Origin of the sequence: 'Nostoc azollae' 0708, assembly GCF_000196515.1 — a bacterium.
GTDB classification, from domain to species: domain Bacteria; phylum Cyanobacteriota; class Cyanobacteriia; order Cyanobacteriales; family Nostocaceae; genus Trichormus_B; species Trichormus_B azollae.
In genome coordinates this window covers 1,435,701-1,452,256 of the sequence record NC_014248.1, presented here as the reverse complement: position 1 = coordinate 1,452,256, position 16,556 = coordinate 1,435,701, and the positions used below count along the sequence as shown (strand labels likewise).

Here is a 16,556-nt window from a genome sequence, read left to right as displayed (position 1 = left end):
TCTGAAGCTTTGATTTCACAACAGAATTATCCACAACTCCTGTTGTGATTAAATCATTTCTTCTTCTGTTCTAATTTGATTTTTAAATCATTAAATTTTCTTTTCTTTTATTTTCTTTACAAAACTTTATTGTCTCAATCTATTACCATTTTCATGATACTTGTTCTTATTAACCCTTTTCTTCCTTGTAGAAGCTTTAGTTATTGTGTACTACTATTTGTGACAGTTAGGGTGCGGAAGGTGGGCTCTATTAGTAACAGCACATTCTCTAGACTTGAACCATTTGTCGAATAGTTCATTTATCTTCACAATTGGACATAACTAAGACCATAGGAGTTACGCATTGACAGAAAAACGCATTCATGGGTATTAAGCAGTACCAGCACTGGTAAGACTTTCCACAATGTAGTCGCGCACAACTAAAGTGAATAAGTTCCTTTGCAATTCATACCAATTAGAAATTATCTTTTCAGAGCGCATTTTTTCTAAACAAACAAATGCTTGAAGTGAACAAAATATCTGTGTTTTAATTCCTTAGGTATCTCTAACCATAAATCGACAAGTTCCACATACTTGTTTGATGGCTCTATGAAAACTTTCAATCCCCCAATGAGTATCATGAATTTTCACAAATTCACTTTTGTTGATTTCATTGAGAGCTTCTTGATCTGGTAGATACACTATATAGTCTCTAGAGTCTTTTTTTTGAAGTCTTGTCTAAACAGTTTGATCAATCCAAATGCTCTCAAATGATTTATCAAACCTTCATCGAGAATTTCTAAACTCCTTAATAGACAATAATTTTCCAGTTTATTTGATACGGTTCTATTTTTCTCAATCCCAAATATAAAACCCAATTTCTGGCTTTTTAAAAATTTTCAGCTTTCTACCCCTGAATATCAACTGTCTCCTGTAACTATTCTTGGTTTTACACTCCAATCAATCACTTCCTTGAGCATTTCCTGAAAATAATTGTTCTTCGTCTTTCCCTCCTTTTTGTCGTATATTATGTAACTTATTCGTACTGAATTTTCATATACATCACTGTAGTACAGTGTGATTAAATCTATTCCTTTGATGCTATAAGAGGCTATTGATAAAGTAAATGTAAAGGGGAGTAGAAAAGGGATGTTGGAAGGATAGAATACATAACATGTAGTGTATTTACATAGCTACTCATAGAACGAAAGTTTTACCCCACAGACTTAACTGATATGGAGTGGGAAATCCTGGCCCCATTGATTCCACCAGCCAAAGAAGGAGGGCATCTACCCACAACAGATATGGGTGAAATATGTAATGCCATCTATTTTCATTTGAAAACTGGATGTCAATGGAATATGCTTCCAGGTGATTTCCCGCCAAGGTCAACGGTATATAGCTATTACAGGAAATGGCAGGGCCAGGGGGTTTGGGAAAAATTCAACCATACATTGGGTGGTCAAGTTCGCTCGGAATTAGGTAAATGAACACAACCTACCGCGCTCGCCGCAGACAGTCAGTTGGTCAACACTGACCAAAAAAAGGGGATGTGTATAGTTTTGAGGGATATAAAAAGGTAAAAGGAAGAAAGAGGCAGACTTTAGTTGGTTGATAGCCTGGGACTTGTGTTGAAAGTTGTTGTTAGTGAAGCGAATGCCCCAGAATGAATACTTGCTGCCTATGCACTAATGGAACTGCTAGATAAACCCACAGAATTATTGGAAAAAGTCCAAGTTTTATGGGTTGATTCCGGTTATGACGGTGATAAATTTGCACTTGTAGTTTGGTTCCTGATTCAAGCTCATGTTGAAGTCATAGGACCTACTGAGCAAGAATTTAAAGTTTTACCACAACCCTGGGTAGTAGAAAGAACATTTGGGTGGTTTAACCAATATCATCGTCTAAGCAAGGATTATGAGCGTTTAACACAAATGAGGGAAGGGTCTATATATGCTCTTATGACTGGAATTATACTACTTCCTCTTGTCTCCTAAACATTTACTTCATAAATCATCTCTTATGAGATTTCCCAGACCTAAAATAACTGATTAATTCTCCAGTTTTTGGCTCACTATACATTTTTTATACTACTGTGTCATCTACACTTAAAATCCCTCCTATTATTATATTTATGATTTTCTTTACTGTATCGAATAAATCTTTCGCTTCCTATCTTCTCTCTGAGCAATAATCTTTTCATATGACAGTGTGAAACGTTTTCCAATATCTCTGCCAATCTACAACATCCTCCATGCTTTGGTTCTGATAGCAACAACAGAGTGTAATATTCCAGATTGCATTCTGCTGTAGAAGGCTTGGTTATTTCTCTAATTCTCCCATACCTGCTAAGTAGATGACATTTTTTATCACTACAGTATTTTGCTACTTTGTCAATGCGTAATTACTGTATCAGTACATCTTGCTGGTTATAGAGTTATGTTAAATACCCTTGATCATTTACTAGTTACTGCGGCCACCCCTGTGGGAAAACAGAAGCTGCATCTCTACCAGTTTTAATGTTATTATAAAAAACCCCTGCTACCAGAATCGGGATATTGTATATTAGTGCTATCAAAGCTTTCATTAATTACCAATTTGCACGGCTCAGTGATTTATTAAAAACCGCAGATATACCTGTATATTCTTGCCATGGTGATGTTCCTCAAAATCACAACAACAAACTCTTAAAAAATCCCCAAGGTATTCTGCAGATTAGACCAGAACCTCTAGAAAGGTTATTAATTAACAAACATAAACATCAGGAATTAATAAAATTATTTGGTGATTTACATTTTGTCCTTTTTGATAAGATTAACACCTTTATGGGTTCAGAAAGAGGTTGTCAAATTATTTGTCAATTATAACGTTTGGCAAAATTAACCAGAACCCAACCTCGACCCATTGGTTTATCCGCAACTATCGGTGATTACGCAATCGCTGAAAAATGCTGAAGTTCAGGAACATGAAAGCCAGTAAATACACCAAAGATTGAATCTGTAAATCAGCAAATTAAACTGGCTGTAGAACATTTCTATATAGAGAAAGGCTCGGAAAAATCAGATTATGATAAATATATTTTTAACATTACTAAATCTCGCAAAGGTCTAATATTTGCTAACTACTGCAGCCAAACAGAATCTATTATTTCTTCTTTGCGTCAAATCGCCAAACCAGAAGGATTTACAGATATATATCATGTCCATCACGGTAGTATTTCTGCCAGCTGAAGACAGACAACCTGCTGAAAATCCCATGGCTGAACCTAATACTCCGGCTGTAACTTCTGCAACTTTAACTCTAGAATTAGGTATAGATATTGGTTATTTAGAAAGACTTATTCAGTTTGAATCGCCTTTATATGTTGCTAGTTTTTTATAAAGATTGGGAAGAAGTGGCAGAAGAGGAGAGTCTGCGCATATGCATTTTATTTGTGCAGGAGAAAAACCATTAGCAGAAACTTCATTACCACAACAAATGCCCTGGAAATTTTTGCAGTATATTTCTACTATTCAACTTTATTTAGACGAACCTTGGATTGAACTAATTCAGCTAATCAAATATACTTTAAGTTTGCTTTCTCATCAAATAATGAGTATTTTAGACGCAACGGGGACGCTTTCTCCTGCTGCTTTCGCTTAAGAAATAGCTTATCACCATTTATTAATATTTCTTGAAGTGATTACAACTGTTAAACTATTTAATTAATATTAATCATATTCAAAAAACTGAACAAGGTAAATTAGTTATTGGTTTAGCTGGTGAAAAAGTAGTTAATAGATCTCAATTTGATGCCGTCTTTGCTGATACTCAAGATTATGTAGTCAAGCAAGGTGGAACAGGAATTCGTAGTATTGTTGTTCCTCTGTATGTAGGTAATAAATTTGCTTTAGTGGGAAGAATTTGGGAAGTTTTAGAAGTTGATTTCAAAAATAAGGCTATTTTTGTTAAGCAAGTTGAGGGTAAAGCTAGTACTTATTGGCGTGGTAGTAGCGGTAATATTCACAGTAGGATTTTACAAAAAATGCGGCAAGTTTTATTAGAAGATACAGAATATAGTTATTTACAAAATAATGCTGAATTTTGTTTGCAGGAAGTTAGAAAATTAATACGATCAGCAGGATTATATAAACAGAATATTCTACAATTAGAAAAAATAAATGCTGCATTTTTCTGTGGATGGGTACTGTGGCTTATCGGACTTTAGAAAGATTACTTAACTCCTTTTGTCGGGAATCTTTGGGAATTAGCAGTATTTGTGGAACAAATCGCTATTATTTGACTTTGAAATTAGGTAAGGATAAATTTAACTCTGTTTATCCTGAAATTGCTTCGTTATTTGAGCAAAGAACTACCACAGAAAATTTAGTTAGTCATCCAGAAGCACCAGAATTGCAGAAATATGATCAGTTTATTACCCATAAAGTCTTAAGGAAAGGGTTTGTTAATGATTATTTAGATATAGAAGAATGGAAGCAGTTAGTTTTTATTTGGTAGAGGGATAGATCTGTAAATATAATGATTATTATCAGCATGAATTTTAACTTTGCTACAATAATCCTAAATGTCATTGTCTTAACTGTAACTGTCCTACTATTTACCAATTGAGAATATATGATAGGAAAAAAACTCCTGAACCGTATTACTACAAATCCGAAAGTAATGGTTGGAAAACCGACAATTAAAGGCACACGCTTAACAGTCGAGTATGTTCTTACTCTTCTTGCACACAGCGCGACAGTAACAGAGATCCTGGAAGAATATGAAGGTTTAGTAGAAGCAGATATTCGGGCTTGTTTATTATTTGCATCTCGCTCTCTAGAAGGCACAAGTTTTATGCCTTTGACTGCGGAGATTGCCTAGATGGGATTTTTAGTAAGTGAAAATACAGGTGCGGCTGTCGCTCCTTAGTTAGGTGAACAAGGTCATGAAGTTTTCTCAGTTTATGAACAAGCACGGGGAACACATGATGATACAATTATTCAAAAGGCTTTTGATGAAAATTGGATTTTAATTAGTAGCGAGAAAGATTTTGGCGAGAAAGTTTATAGGGATCACCACCCATATCGGGTTGTGATTCTTCTGCGTTTGGAAAATGAACGTTCTGCCAATAAAATCTACGTTTTATAGCAGGTATTGGAGCAGTATATCGAACAATTACTAGATAGTTCTGTCGTAGTTACTGAAACTCAGATTAGATTTGCTAGGACAAAATAATTTACTTGTGGAATATTTCTGACTTTGAGACTATGGGGCTTTATCGCAAAGCATAACACGTTGTACTGACTATAGAGTTATTATATCTTGAACCTGTAGAAAAAGATGTTAAAATGCTATATAGTTAGAGATCTTAAATAAGATGAGTTATCAAGATATTATTACAATGGAGCCAGATAAGCATAAAATTTAGATGCGTTTCCTCTGGGTGAAGTGGAAGCGAGCGCACTTGTTAATAAATCTGTTAATAAATTATCGTTGCTGAGTCATTGCCATCACGGTTGCGACAGTCAATTCTGAGATGTTGTCAAGGGTGGGGATTCTATCATTATCGGCATAAACGAATAGTAACTCTTGATTTTTCCAAACCCAGATTTGCTTTTGCTGATTATCAATGATCCTAGCAAGCTCTGTTCCTTTACTCAAGCAGTGCAGGATTTTGTGTTGTATATCTAAGGTGCTTTGGTCGGGGGAGCGAATTTCAATTAACCAGTCCGGTGAAACCTTGTAGCAGTCCATCTTCATCAGAAAAACGCTCGCTCTTAACAACAGCAATATCAGGTACGGGAGACATGGGAGGTACGATACACTGGAGTTCTTGCATAGGTTCGTAGGCGGCAGTTTAGCTATTGATGGTGTTAACAAATTTACCTTGGAGGCGGGAATGAAACAGCGTTGGCATGGGTTTTTGCTGGGCTTGTCCCTGGATAAACACCGTCCCTTGAGGGGGCGAAAACGAAGGTTAAACCATCACAGGAGAAAGGTTTTACGTGATAGAACCCTTGAAAAGATTGATAGAAGAACGGTGCTTATTGACAATTAACTGTGCAGTTATGAGGCAGCTATGTCAGCATAAACCTTGAAGATACGAAGAGAATGGTCTTGTTAATGGAACAACTCATCAGTTTTATTCGCAATACGTGGACATTTTATCAGTAGGGTCGAAAGGCTATAAACCTTATGAAGGAAGCTCTTTAGGTTCTTTGTCGCCCCATCAACTCCCAAGCAGGAGAGGCTTCAATATTGGGTTGCTGAAGAAAATCGTCTAATGGGTTGGTGAGGGTAGGAGATTGCATACTTGCCTCAGCAGTACGAAAAAAATGTTATCTATTGTTCACATCTTTGGGAAATTCGGTAAATTCAATCTGTCTGTCTCGATAAATCCCTTCGACTGTTTTTAGCATAAGTCTTATGGTTTCCATGATTTTTTAGATTATACCATAAGTACCTAGATAAACTCTATAATTTCCAAACTTTTACTCTCCGTATTTTTATTTTGTATTCCCACATACAGCAAACAAATCCTAAAACAAAATAAAGAAATCTGGTTTTTGGCTACCAAAACTCTAGACTAATAATAGTAGCAGGAAATACATAAAATAAATATTTCCTGTTATAAAGGTGACGTTTCTGAGCATAAGAGTACAACTTAATATATCTCAAAATATCTTGCTTAAATTGCTGAAAGTCTCATCAGCAAATAGATTTATCTTGAGTACAAAAAATCTCAAACCCTACCCCAAAAATACTAGTACCCCTGTGATAAAAAACTAGTACCCCTACCCCAACAAAAAATGTAAACTTCTGTAAGATAGGGGTTTAAACCTATTGAGTACAATGGTAATAAATTCAATAGATCCAATCGGTACCTGCTGTTTTGTCTCCTTTCACGTCACTTGATATAAGCAGAAGAAGACAACATGGGTCTTTTAACCAGACAGTACCGATGCAACAGTCTTTAGACAGTACCAGCCAAACCCAAACTGCAATTACAGACTCGCGGCAAAATCAAGGTCCTGGCGGTTTTTTGGAGCCATTAATGAGTGATTTCCAGATCATTTGTGAGTGTGATCCAGCGGCACGTAGTTGGTTAGAGGTTATCTTTTGTTACCCTGGATTTCATCCTCTTTCTTTACATCGTCTCGCGCACTGCTTACACATCCGTAAAGTGGGTTTTATTCCCCGTTTAATTTCCCACTTGGGAAGGTTTTTAACCGGGATTGAAATTGAGCCAGGTGCGGAAATTGGTAAAGGTGTATTTATCGATCATGGCATGGGTGTTGTAATTGGCGAAACTGCCATTGTGGGAGATTATGCACTTATTTATCAAGGTGTAACTCTGGGTGGAACTGGGAAAGAAAGTGGTAAACGTCATCCAACTTTAGGTAATAATGTTGTTGTGGGTGCCGGTGCGAAGGTTTTGGGAAATATTCAAATTAGCGATCACGTGCGTATAGGTATAGGTTTAATTATGGTACGTGATCTTCCTCCAGACTCTACGGTTGTCGGTATTCCTGGCCGCATTATTTCCCATAAACAAAGCAAACCTCTTTCTCCCCTAGAACATGGCAAGTTACTTGATGTAGAAGCAGGAATAATTCGTTCCTTAGTTTCCCGAATTTAGAAGCTTTAACAAGAACTACAAACCCTAAAAAACCAACACCAGGATGAAGATAGTTGAATTATGTTATCACTTGGTGAACAAGTTTTGCAGATTCCTTTAAGTGATAGATCGCAAATTTATCACCGTTTGCAAGAATTAATGATTACTTGTTCCTGTCCTCCAGATGGTTCTTTGCGAGTACAAGTCAATAGTTTGCAAGAAGCAATTCTTGTCCGCAGTACAGTCATGCAATTTTTAGCTTCTCGTTGTGAGTTGGTAGAATGGTTAGACGGTTGTTGGAGTCACAGTTAAATCATCTTCAATTCAAATGCAAAATCCACAATCTTAAATTGGCATTAATGAAGATTATTGCCAACTAAAAAAATGTCTAACCAAGACAATATGAGAGCAGAATCGATGATGCAAGCATGATTTATCCTCAGAAAAACTCGAAGTTATTGTTCACTCACAAATGAGCTTGCCGATTGTGAGGAATTAACCTAAGCTTAGGTTTCACTCACTCTGCTAAATCTCAGACTTCTCTGACATATTTCACTCTTAAACAGAGTGAATCTATTAAGTATCCTTGGGGTTAGCATTTTGTAATTTTGTCTAGTTTGGTATTTTCAACGTCAGATTATGGTACACCGGAACAGCGATAAACAGTTACTTCAATTTTTGCATAATGAACTGGAACTTTCAAAAGCGGATATTGCTGTTGCTTTGCGACACCGCGAATTAGATAAAGGACCCATCCCTATGCTGCTTTGGCAGTATGGCTTCATTAATTTAGAACAATTAGAAAAGATTTTTGATTGGTTAGCAGAACACGCTTAAACAATTAAGAATTCAAAATTCAAAATTCAAAATGCTTATGGAATAAGTCCTTCATCTAGTTTTAGATGTCAGTAAAAATTTCTCCACTTAGATGTGAAGCGACTATTGGTGAGATATAAATTGCTTATACCACCTAACAATTATCCTAGAAAGTTGAGGTTGCTACTATGATTGCTAGTTTAATTGCTGGACTGAGTATCTTATTATTTACGGGACTTACGAATGGCTATATTAGCTACTGCCTATTTGTAGAGAATCCAAATCATGACAGAAAGAAGACTTTGTAAATTATACCAAAATTTGGTTTTCTGCCATACAGATCTGCTGGGAGTTCTTGAGCAATAATTAAATATTATCAAGTGTGTTTATTAACTAGTGCTATCTTTAGCATTTATTTGAAGATTTTTAATATTTGTTTTATATCTCTTATAACTAGAAATTGTAGCCTTAAATGGTATTAGTAAAAACTCGGTTAGAGGAATGTTTGAGATGAGTCAAATCATTATTAATGATACCACATTGCGTGATGGAGAACAAGCAGCAGGTGTTGCTTTTAACTTAGAAGAAAAGGTAGCAATCGCACAATTTCTTGATGCCATTGGTGTTCCCGAATTAGAAGTCGGTATACCCGCAATGGGAGAAGAAGAAATTCGTGCAATTCAAGCAATTGCTGACTTAGATTTAGATGCTAAATTACTAGGTTGGAACCGCGCTGTTATCTCAGATATTAAAGCTTCTATTGCCTGTGGATTAGAAAGAATACATATTGCTATTCCTGTTTCTGGTATACAAATTGCCGCTAAATTTCATGGTCAATGGAGAGTAAGTTTACAAAGACTCAAAGACTGTATTAGCTTCGCAGTTGATAATGGTCTTTGGGTTGCAGTAGGAGGAGAGGACTCTTCTAGATCTGATGAAAACTTCCTTGAAGAGGTTGCATTAAACGCTCAAGAATGGGGTGCGTCAAGATTTCGTTTTTGCGATACAGTTGGAGTTCTTGATCCCTTTGGAACTCACCTCAAAGTTAAGCGATTAGTATCTACTTTATCAATTCCTGTAGAAATTCACACCCATAATGATTTTGGACTAGCAACTGCTAACGCTATTGCCGGTATTAAAGCCGGAGCAACTTCTGTTAATACCACCGTTAATGGTTTAGGTGAAAGAGCAGGAAATGCAGCTTTAGAAGAAGTTGTCATGGCAATAAAATGTATCTACGGTGTTGATTTAGGAATTGACACTCGACATTTATTAGGACTATCTCAATTAGTTGCTGCTGCATCCGGTTCAAAGGTCCCACCTTGGAAAGCAATTGTTGGTGAAAATACCTTTGCTCACGAGTCTGGAATTCATGCTCATGGTGTACTCAAAAACCCAGAAACCTATGAACCATTTTCACCAGAAGAAGTAGGTTGGGAACGTCGTTTAGTAATCGGTAAACATTCTGGAAGGCATTTATTATCTAACTTGTTAGAACAGTATGGGATCTTTTTAAACTCAGAAGAAACCCAGTCTGTATTAGATGCAGTGCGCTTACAATCAACACTGAGAAAACGCAGTCTCACCACAGAAGAGTTATTGAATTTAGTAGGTGAACAGAGGTATTCCCATGCAACGCGATGAAATAGAACTTAACTCACAACCAGTTTTTGAAATTGGTGAAAAAGTCCGAGTTAAGAAACTAATCAAAAACGATGGTACTTTTGCAGGTAGAGAAATTGGTGAAGTATTAGCAAGAATTGGAGACGTTGGTTATGTGGCAAGTATAGGAACTTTTTTGCAAGCTTACTATATATATGCCGTGCATTTCTTGGATACAGGGTACATCATCGGTTGTCGGAAAAGAGAACTAGAATCTGCTGAGGAAAAAAATGAAAGTAATGCTACGGATGAATGATACTGGAACATTGGTTGTCTATGTCGCTAAAAAAGACCTAGAAGAAGAAGTTGTTAAACAAACAGATAGTGCTGTAGGTAAAGTTCTCACTTTAGCTAATGGTTGGGAATTAGAACTTAGTGAAATTCCAACTAAGGAAAGTTTACCCCTAACAGTAGAAGCTAAACGCCTCGCCTAAAATTATCACAAATTACTAAAGATAGAAGGTAATAGGTGAAAATATCAAAAATATATTTTTCCTATTCCTTCTTCCTTTAGATGAGCAACATTACCTCAGGAACATGGGGTTTATTATTTTCTATCGGAAATTTGACTTATCAATATGGGTGAAAAGTACCAGACCTTATCGGAATTGAATTTGGAAGGACAGTTTTTAGGATTTGTTGGTGATAAACCAGAAAAATATAAACATTTGCAGTTAGCAATTCCTTCAGGAGATGTAAAAGTAAAATTACCTAAACATTTGCGTTGTTCCCTGGTTTCTACTTTAGTGCCTGGTGAACAAATTCGCGTTAGTGCTATGAGTAAATTAAACCCACGGACAAGTGAACTGAAACTCACAGCTTATCGAGTGCAACCAGTTGGTTTTTGTCCAATTCATAATCATCTACCAGAAACTACAGCCAAGATTATGGTCTGTCAAAAATCTGGTTGTATTAAACGAGGTGGTAAGGGGTTATTATCAAAGTTAGAAAAAACTTTGTGCGATCGCGGTTTATTGGAGAAAGTAAAAATCGAACATACCGACTGTCAAAAACGTTGTAGCAGCGCACCCAATTGTGTTTTGATATTGGGTAAAAAGCAATACAGAAAAATTCATCCAGATGCAATCGCCTCTTTCTTAGAAAACCATTTAAAAGGATTTTCCAAAACTGGAAAAATAGTGTAAAAGAGCTCACATGTATGAAGCTATTTTTAGAAAATAAGAGTACTATATGTGCATAAGATGTACTTTACACAATCTACATAATAGATATCTAACAGAAAATAAATATGTGTTTTATATAACCCTTCTATAGACATCCTTTATGTAGCAATTTCTGTCTTTATATTCTTTTCCGGAGGTGTTTAATTAAGGTCTGTAGAAATGTTATATTAGAGGATATTTTAAAAGGGTCTTTTACTATCAGAATTAGCACAGTCACTCCTATAGGTATATGGGGTTAACCTTGATTTCCCGTTGTATTTAACCCCAAAAATAACGGTAAATTCTACCTTTCGGTACTTTCAAAACATCCTCTTACTTTGAATAATTTAAGTGCATAAGAGTGTGAGGACTATAACTTTGACTAAACGCCAATTTGCCAATGTAATTTCTGCTAATTGGCTACTGTTGATGGGAATAAATCTATTCGGTTGCCTTTTCCTATCTACATCTGTTGCCATTAGATCTGCATCTGCGGTTGATAGATCAGTTACTGATGCCGCAAGCAAGGAATTAGCGACTGAGCAAAAGACAAAATCAACTGAAGATATCAGCCGAAAATCCCAACAGCTAGCTGTTGAACTTAATCAACCTTTGATTCAGATCAAAAAACCACAGACTATCACCCAACAGATAGATACCTCAACCAGCGTGGGTGATACCTTTGGTAAAGCCAAGGAACTTTCTCCTACTCAGCCCCAGACTATCACTCAACAGATAGATGCCTCAACTAATGCGGGTGGTAAATTAGATGTTAATAAATCACACCAGGATTTATTAATTGAACCCCTTGTTAAAATAACTCCTCCACCCAGGCGCACCTATCAACCTGGACTCAGTTTTGGGACTCCGAGTGCTTTCGGAGCGGACTGGGGTGACTTATTTGTAGTAGGATCGGCCGCTACAGCAGGTAAAAGTAGGAACGGAGACCCAGACGCAAGTATGAGTGCAGGTTTTGGTTTAGGAGATGCCTACAACCTGATTGGTTTGGAATTCACCTTCAACAACGGTAGTATCAAAAACTTCGGTTATAACGGCACTTTTGACTTCAAAGCTCACCGCGTTGTCTATGCTCAAGGCAACACTCAAGTTGCTGTAGCTGGTGGCTGGAACACATTTGCCCAGTACGGTAATGAAGGTATTAGACCTTCCAGTGCCTACGGTGTACTTACCACATATTCTCTTTTACAGGCTAACAATCCTCTCAATCCAATGGCCATCTCCTTTTCTATAGGAGCAGGCGGTGGCGACTTCCGACAAGGTAATGAGAGTACAGGTATATTTGCAGGAATGGGTGTGCAAGTCCATCCCCGGTTAGGTCTAGGTCTGGGTTGGAGTGGAGTCGGTTTAAATGCCGGGATTTCATTAGTCCCTGTGCCTACCATTCCTTTGACTATTACTCTCCAAGGTGCTGATCTCACGGATAACAGTGCAGGCGGTACTGTATTTGTTATGACAGTGGGCTATGGTTTCAATTTCCTGCCTAAATAAACGCTTCAACATTTACAATTTAGAGAATAACCATGTTGAAAATCAGAACATTTGTTATTGCCCTCCTTCTGACACCTTTAATCTCGTTTACTTGGCAGTTAACAAATCAAGCTCAAACTAATTCACCAAGTAAAGGTACAGCAGGTTCTGCAAGTGGAGGTGGAAACACTGGCTCTGGTGGTACAGTTATTTCATCACCCAGTAAAGGTACAGCAGGTTCTGGGAGTGGAGGTGGAAACACTGGCTCAAATAATAACCCTGTTTCATCACCCAGTAAAGGGGCAGCGGGATCTGCAAGCGGAGCTACGCCTAATATCATTGTCACACAAGCAGCGGATGGTTCTCTAGGTATTGACCTTTCACCTACGGCTGTACGTGACTTGAATAATGCTGCTGCTGGTATACTTGCTAGTAGTCGTGCTGGTATATTCTTACCGATTAACACTAATAGACTGCAAGCATCCTTCATTTCAAATGGGCTTTCTCCAGAATTAGCAAAAAAATTAACAGATGCAGCATCTCATATTATCAAATTCCCCCGTTCTTATAGTACATCCAGTCTTCCTTCACTTGAGTCATCACAAGCACGGCTAGTAGCCAGCATTAAAGCGTCAAGAGCTGGTTTAACTATCGCTGAGACTAATGAAGCAGTAACTGTTAACCCTGACAAACTGAACGAAACTATTAATATCTACAACAAGATTGTTCTAGAAAGCGATCCGGCAACTCTTCAGAGACTTTCACACAACTCAAACTTTGTGGCAATTGGTAAAATTCTCACAACATTAAGGGCGGCAATTAAGTAGTATATATTCACATCCTTAGGTTGACATATTCCCCGACGTAGAATGTCGGGGATTGTTGCTCATGGTTTACAGAAATTCACTTCCTTTAAACCCAATTTTTCGGTAACTTTTATGTCGGTAGTTACTACTAAACGCTTCACTATAGTTCAATATCACCGTCTAGCGAAACTCGGCTTTTTTAGAGAAGATAAACGAGTTGAGTTAATTAGAGGTGAAATAATTTAGATGGCTGCAAAAAGTAAATCACATTCAACCTTCAATAGACGATTAAGTAGTCGTGCAAAATCAATTTTACATTTGGTAGAGGGAATACGGAACAGATAAACACTACAGAGATTTCTATTTGTTCCAAAAAAAAATATTCAATTCATTTTGCTCAGGTAATTAATCAGGGAATTAACACAATTACGAGGTAATCGTGCAACTTTACAAAATCAAGATCCTGTAATCCTGTAATCTTGACCTGTAGTCTTTAGCGTATCCATTTTTTTCTGTTAAATACTGTTATAACTGAGTTGAATATTTTCTAGTGCCAGACCTAAATCGTCTCGTGACCTAAACCCTTCTAAACACTCCTTAGAAATACCATTTTCAATTAGTAATAAAGTTGGTAGGGACTTAAGCCTATAAGTAGTAGATAGTTTAAAATTTTGCTCGGTATTAACCTCAACTAATTTTATGCTATCACTGCATCGGACGTGAAATTGAAGCAGCAAAGGATAAATAATTCTAGATAGTTCAGACCAAGGGGTTTTGTTCTTAAAAGTCCACGAACTCTATAAAAAGGCATCTGGTAGTAGATATTCTCGGCCTTCCCTTTTCTACTCACTGTACTCAGGCTAATATTTCTGATGACCAAGGGCTGATTGAGATGTTGAGAATTCATATCGACTTCTTCAAATCAAAACCTGTGGAACTACCTAAAAGGACAATTCTTTTAGACAACGGTTATCATCCTGACAAACTAGAAGCAGAGTTAGTCTTAGTTGATCCAGAAATAATGAGTAAAATTCACTTTCAATTGTCTCCTAAACCATCCCAAGAGGAAAAAGCCAAGCAAGGGAAGTCTGGTTTTGTGCCAGTTAAAGCCAGATGAGTAGTTGAAAGAAGTAATGCTTGGATAGAAAGTTGTAAAATCTTGGTCAAAAATTTTGAAATAACTTTGGAAAATGCGACGACTAAAATTCATCTCTGTTTTGTCAGACTTATGCTCCGAAGATTAGCTACTTCATAGATCCCAAATGGGTTCTATAGTCATTGAAGCAGGTATTCCCATTCAAGAAATGGAAGGACTTATCACCCATCGTTTCCCCAAACGTTCTATCGGGACGTAAACAAAAATAAAGCCCAAATATAGCCCAAACTGGCTTGATAAGAAGGAAACACGTCCGGATTCCAGTTGAACCAATCAATAAATAGAAAAGATATGGCTGTTCTAAACCCTTCTAAAGCTGCAGTAAAAGTATTCAAAGGTTTTTTAGCCCACCTTGGTCTTAATCCTCCAGTCTACTGATGGCAAAGAATAAAAGTGTAGGCACAGCAAACCAAAATAAAATGGTGCAGTCAACTGCTCTTATCTCGAACTTGATATTCTTTGATTCCTAACCATCCCTTGGCTTCCCTGTAAACAACTTCTACCCAATTTCTTTGACAATATGTATCAACTATCCAGGTGTGACAATTGCTCAAGAAACATTGGTCATAAAGTAGTCAATATCAGTGGCTTGAGAGAAAGTAGAACCATTGATGACGATAGGAATATTGCCCTTTCCACTTAAGGCTGATATTTCTACTTCTTTAGTTACTACCCATAATGTTTTGGTTTTATCTAACTCCAGTTGAATTTGTGTAAAAGCCTCTTGGGGTAAACTTTGTACTAATTCATCTAACCTAATTATTTGTGGACTATCCTCTTAGTCACTGGCAAGGACTTTGGGATGTTTAGCTAATCCTCCTCAATACTTTCAACGCCGATTTTCTATCTTTAATAAGAAAGACCTATTGTGGCCATATCCAGGATCTATAATTACTATTCCTGGTTGATAAGCACGGCTCAAGGTCAGATCTATTGATTTAATTCCTAACTCAGGTTTATTCTCAAATAGAGGGTCTTGTTTCCCTTTGGGTCAAGAATCACCGTGGTGATATAACTCTATATCTAATGGTAAGCTTTTACTGCCATCATATAGATGTGTTGTTACTACTACTATTCCATTATCCCTTGTCCCAATTTCTTCAATATATTGTCTTCCTACTCCATCCCTAAAATTCCCGCTTTTTCTATGGACAGAATCATCAATTATTAAGCTAAATCCTCTGGTGATTCTCCTCTGACTACACTTGTTCATAATCTCTAACCGACGGTCATTGACTTGGGAATTGGACCAAGGTGCTTCAGTTAAAAAGTGGTGTAATCGGTGGTAGGTCACCCCTAGGGTATTCTCTGCCATTTGAAATAGGTTTTTTCTCTCACTTTCACCCAATCATCCCCCTAAATAATGTCTAAACTCTCTTCTTTCCCCTTGATGAGAAATACACCATCAAACCTTTAACACCATCTTTCAAACCATGGTGACATTGCTGGGGTAGTGGTTTCTTTCATTAGCTTCTTTGAAGGTGAAAGCTACAGCGAAATCCCATTATATTCCTTTTTACTGTTAACTTTTGTTTAAGTATTTTGGGGGAGTTCAGGCCACTCTGTGGCATCCTCAACTTGGTTTCTTGGTTTATCAGCGGCGGCTGATCCCCCTCGCACTGGTGGCGTTGCTAGTGGTGGTATTCGATACCAGATTGCATTCAGAAATACTGGAAAAATAGGAATAAATAGTAATAAGATTAAGAAAGATTTAACAATTATTGGAATAGATTAACAAAATTCAAGTTTACTAAAATACTGCACAGAGAAAAAAAATTAACGACAGATTAAAAGCAAGGTACAGAAAGGTTAAAAGTTTCAGAAAAAACTTTCTTACAAACACCTGACTTAGAGCTTGTGCCTCCTGCTGTAATGTTATCGTAGTC

Annotated in this window: 14 protein-coding genes and 8 pseudogenes; 16 read left to right on the top strand and 6 right to left on the bottom strand. The window is 37.0% G+C overall.

Annotated features, from left to right (window positions below; genetic code table 11):
* Window positions 1-369: 369 nt before the first annotated feature.
* Window positions 370-1,082, bottom strand: a pseudogene (locus AAZO_RS06625) (transposase); the annotation flags it as partial.
* A 96-nt stretch (window positions 1,083-1,178) separates the two neighbouring features.
* Here AAZO_RS06625 and AAZO_RS29155 point away from each other — a divergent pair.
* A pseudogene (locus AAZO_RS29155) lies at window positions 1,179-1,976 on the top strand (IS5 family transposase).
* Between the two features lie 22 nt (window positions 1,977-1,998).
* Here AAZO_RS29155 and AAZO_RS37225 read toward each other — a convergent pair.
* Window positions 1,999-2,314 (bottom strand): annotated as a pseudogene (locus AAZO_RS37225) (IS701 family transposase); the annotation flags it as partial.
* An 80-nt stretch (window positions 2,315-2,394) separates the two neighbouring features.
* Here AAZO_RS37225 and AAZO_RS37220 point away from each other — a divergent pair.
* The 3 genes and pseudogenes from AAZO_RS37220 to AAZO_RS37215 all read left to right on the top strand — a co-directional run.
* Window positions 2,395-4,476 (top strand): annotated as a pseudogene (locus AAZO_RS37220) (DEAD/DEAH box helicase); the annotation flags it as partial.
* Between the two features lie 117 nt (window positions 4,477-4,593).
* Complete coding sequence (locus AAZO_RS06605; protein WP_013190647.1) at window positions 4,594-4,842, top strand: DUF433 domain-containing protein; 249 nt, start codon at window positions 4,594-4,596, stop codon at window positions 4,840-4,842.
* A 63-nt stretch (window positions 4,843-4,905) separates the two neighbouring features.
* Window positions 4,906-5,109, top strand: a pseudogene (locus tag AAZO_RS37215) (DUF5615 family PIN-like protein); the annotation flags it as partial.
* A gap of 339 nt (window positions 5,110-5,448) precedes the next feature.
* On the opposite strand, the gene AAZO_RS37210 reads toward AAZO_RS37215, so the two are convergent.
* Complete coding sequence (locus AAZO_RS37210) at window positions 5,449-5,715, bottom strand: Uma2 family endonuclease (protein WP_228371545.1); 267 nt, start codon at window positions 5,713-5,715, stop codon at window positions 5,449-5,451.
* Complete coding sequence (locus AAZO_RS41050; RefSeq protein ID WP_266888611.1) at window positions 5,678-5,800, bottom strand: hypothetical protein; 123 nt, start codon at window positions 5,798-5,800, stop codon at window positions 5,678-5,680. Before AAZO_RS41050 ends, AAZO_RS37210 begins: the two co-directional genes overlap by 38 nt.
* A 1,122-nt stretch (window positions 5,801-6,922) precedes the next feature.
* On the opposite strand from AAZO_RS41050, the gene cysE reads away from it, so the two are divergent.
* The 10 genes and pseudogenes from cysE to AAZO_RS33430 all read left to right on the top strand — a co-directional run.
* On the top strand, window positions 6,923-7,600 hold the full coding sequence (cysE, locus tag AAZO_RS06595) for a serine O-acetyltransferase (RefSeq protein ID WP_013190646.1): 678 nt from the start codon (window positions 6,923-6,925) through the stop codon (window positions 7,598-7,600).
* Between the two features lie 60 nt (window positions 7,601-7,660).
* Entirely contained in the window at window positions 7,661-7,891 is a 231-nt protein-coding gene (locus tag AAZO_RS06590) for an Asr1405/Asl0597 family protein (RefSeq protein WP_013190645.1), read from the top strand.
* Window positions 7,892-8,218: 327 nt separating this feature from the next.
* Window positions 8,219-8,416 (top strand): DUF2949 domain-containing protein, encoded by a 198-nt coding sequence (locus AAZO_RS06585; RefSeq protein WP_013190644.1) that lies wholly within the window; start codon window positions 8,219-8,221, stop codon window positions 8,414-8,416.
* 489 nt (window positions 8,417-8,905) lie between these two features.
* Window positions 8,906-10,039 carry a homocitrate synthase gene (gene nifV, locus AAZO_RS06580; RefSeq protein ID WP_013190643.1) on the top strand — a complete coding sequence of 378 codons (1,134 nt, stop codon included), beginning with the start codon at window positions 8,906-8,908 and terminating at the stop codon, window positions 10,037-10,039.
* Window positions 10,026-10,313 (top strand): nitrogen fixation protein NifZ, encoded by a 288-nt coding sequence (locus AAZO_RS06575; protein WP_013190642.1) that lies wholly within the window; start codon window positions 10,026-10,028, stop codon window positions 10,311-10,313. The genes nifV and AAZO_RS06575 overlap by 14 nt, the downstream gene beginning before the upstream one ends.
* Window positions 10,288-10,491 carry a putative nitrogen fixation protein NifT gene (gene nifT, locus AAZO_RS06570; RefSeq protein ID WP_013190641.1) on the top strand — a complete coding sequence of 68 codons (204 nt, stop codon included), beginning with the start codon at window positions 10,288-10,290 and terminating at the stop codon, window positions 10,489-10,491. Before AAZO_RS06575 ends, nifT begins: the two co-directional genes overlap by 26 nt.
* 144 nt (window positions 10,492-10,635) lie before the next feature.
* Complete coding sequence (locus AAZO_RS06565) at window positions 10,636-11,202, top strand: (2Fe-2S) ferredoxin domain-containing protein (RefSeq protein WP_013190640.1); 567 nt, start codon at window positions 10,636-10,638, stop codon at window positions 11,200-11,202.
* A 396-nt stretch (window positions 11,203-11,598) separates the two neighbouring features.
* On the top strand, window positions 11,599-12,729 hold the full coding sequence (locus tag AAZO_RS06560) for a hypothetical protein (protein WP_013190639.1): 1,131 nt from the start codon (window positions 11,599-11,601) through the stop codon (window positions 12,727-12,729).
* A gap of 32 nt (window positions 12,730-12,761) precedes the next feature.
* Window positions 12,762-13,535: a hypothetical protein gene (locus AAZO_RS06555; RefSeq protein ID WP_013190638.1), complete on the top strand. Its 774-nt coding sequence runs from the start codon at window positions 12,762-12,764 to the stop codon at window positions 13,533-13,535.
* 111 nt (window positions 13,536-13,646) lie between these two features.
* Window positions 13,647-13,757: pseudogene (locus AAZO_RS33430) on the top strand (Uma2 family endonuclease); the annotation flags it as partial.
* 272 nt (window positions 13,758-14,029) lie between these two features.
* Here AAZO_RS33430 and AAZO_RS29135 read toward each other — a convergent pair.
* Window positions 14,030-14,290 (bottom strand): annotated as a pseudogene (locus tag AAZO_RS29135) (thioredoxin family protein); the annotation flags it as partial.
* A gap of 23 nt (window positions 14,291-14,313) precedes the next feature.
* Between AAZO_RS29135 and AAZO_RS42330 the strand changes: the two are divergent.
* On the top strand, window positions 14,314-14,631 hold the full coding sequence (locus tag AAZO_RS42330; protein ID WP_338027174.1) for a hypothetical protein: 318 nt from the start codon (window positions 14,314-14,316) through the stop codon (window positions 14,629-14,631).
* 224 nt (window positions 14,632-14,855) lie between these two features.
* Here AAZO_RS42330 and AAZO_RS29130 read toward each other — a convergent pair.
* Window positions 14,856-16,137 (bottom strand): annotated as a pseudogene (locus tag AAZO_RS29130) (IS701 family transposase).
* A 97-nt stretch (window positions 16,138-16,234) separates the two neighbouring features.
* Here AAZO_RS29130 and AAZO_RS35015 point away from each other — a divergent pair.
* Complete coding sequence (locus AAZO_RS35015; protein ID WP_013190635.1) at window positions 16,235-16,405, top strand: hypothetical protein; 171 nt, start codon at window positions 16,235-16,237, stop codon at window positions 16,403-16,405.
* Window positions 16,406-16,556: the final 151 nt, after the last annotated feature.

Excerpts from the sequence above, each read along its gene's own strand:
- AAZO_RS06555 (WP_013190638.1), top strand. The coding sequence starts at position 12,762 with ATGTTGAAAATCAGAACATTTGTTATTGCCCTCCTTCTGACACCTTTA.
- AAZO_RS06605 (WP_013190647.1), top strand. The coding sequence starts at position 4,594 with ATGATAGGAAAAAAACTCCTGAACCGTATTACTACAAATCCGAAAGTA.
- nifV (WP_013190643.1), top strand. The coding sequence starts at position 8,906 with ATGAGTCAAATCATTATTAATGATACCACATTGCGTGATGGAGAACAA.
- AAZO_RS06565 (WP_013190640.1), top strand. The coding sequence starts at position 10,636 with ATGGGTGAAAAGTACCAGACCTTATCGGAATTGAATTTGGAAGGACAG.
- AAZO_RS41050 (WP_266888611.1), bottom strand. The coding sequence starts at position 5,800 with ATGCAAGAACTCCAGTGTATCGTACCTCCCATGTCTCCCGTACCTGAT.
- AAZO_RS06585 (WP_013190644.1), top strand. The coding sequence starts at position 8,219 with ATGGTACACCGGAACAGCGATAAACAGTTACTTCAATTTTTGCATAAT.
- nifT (WP_013190641.1), top strand. The coding sequence starts at position 10,288 with ATGAAAGTAATGCTACGGATGAATGATACTGGAACATTGGTTGTCTAT.
- AAZO_RS06590 (WP_013190645.1), top strand. The coding sequence starts at position 7,661 with ATGTTATCACTTGGTGAACAAGTTTTGCAGATTCCTTTAAGTGATAGA.
- AAZO_RS37210 (WP_228371545.1), bottom strand. The coding sequence starts at position 5,715 with ATGGACTGCTACAAGGTTTCACCGGACTGGTTAATTGAAATTCGCTCC.
- AAZO_RS06575 (WP_013190642.1), top strand. The coding sequence starts at position 10,026 with ATGCAACGCGATGAAATAGAACTTAACTCACAACCAGTTTTTGAAATT.
- cysE (WP_013190646.1), top strand. The coding sequence starts at position 6,923 with ATGCAACAGTCTTTAGACAGTACCAGCCAAACCCAAACTGCAATTACA.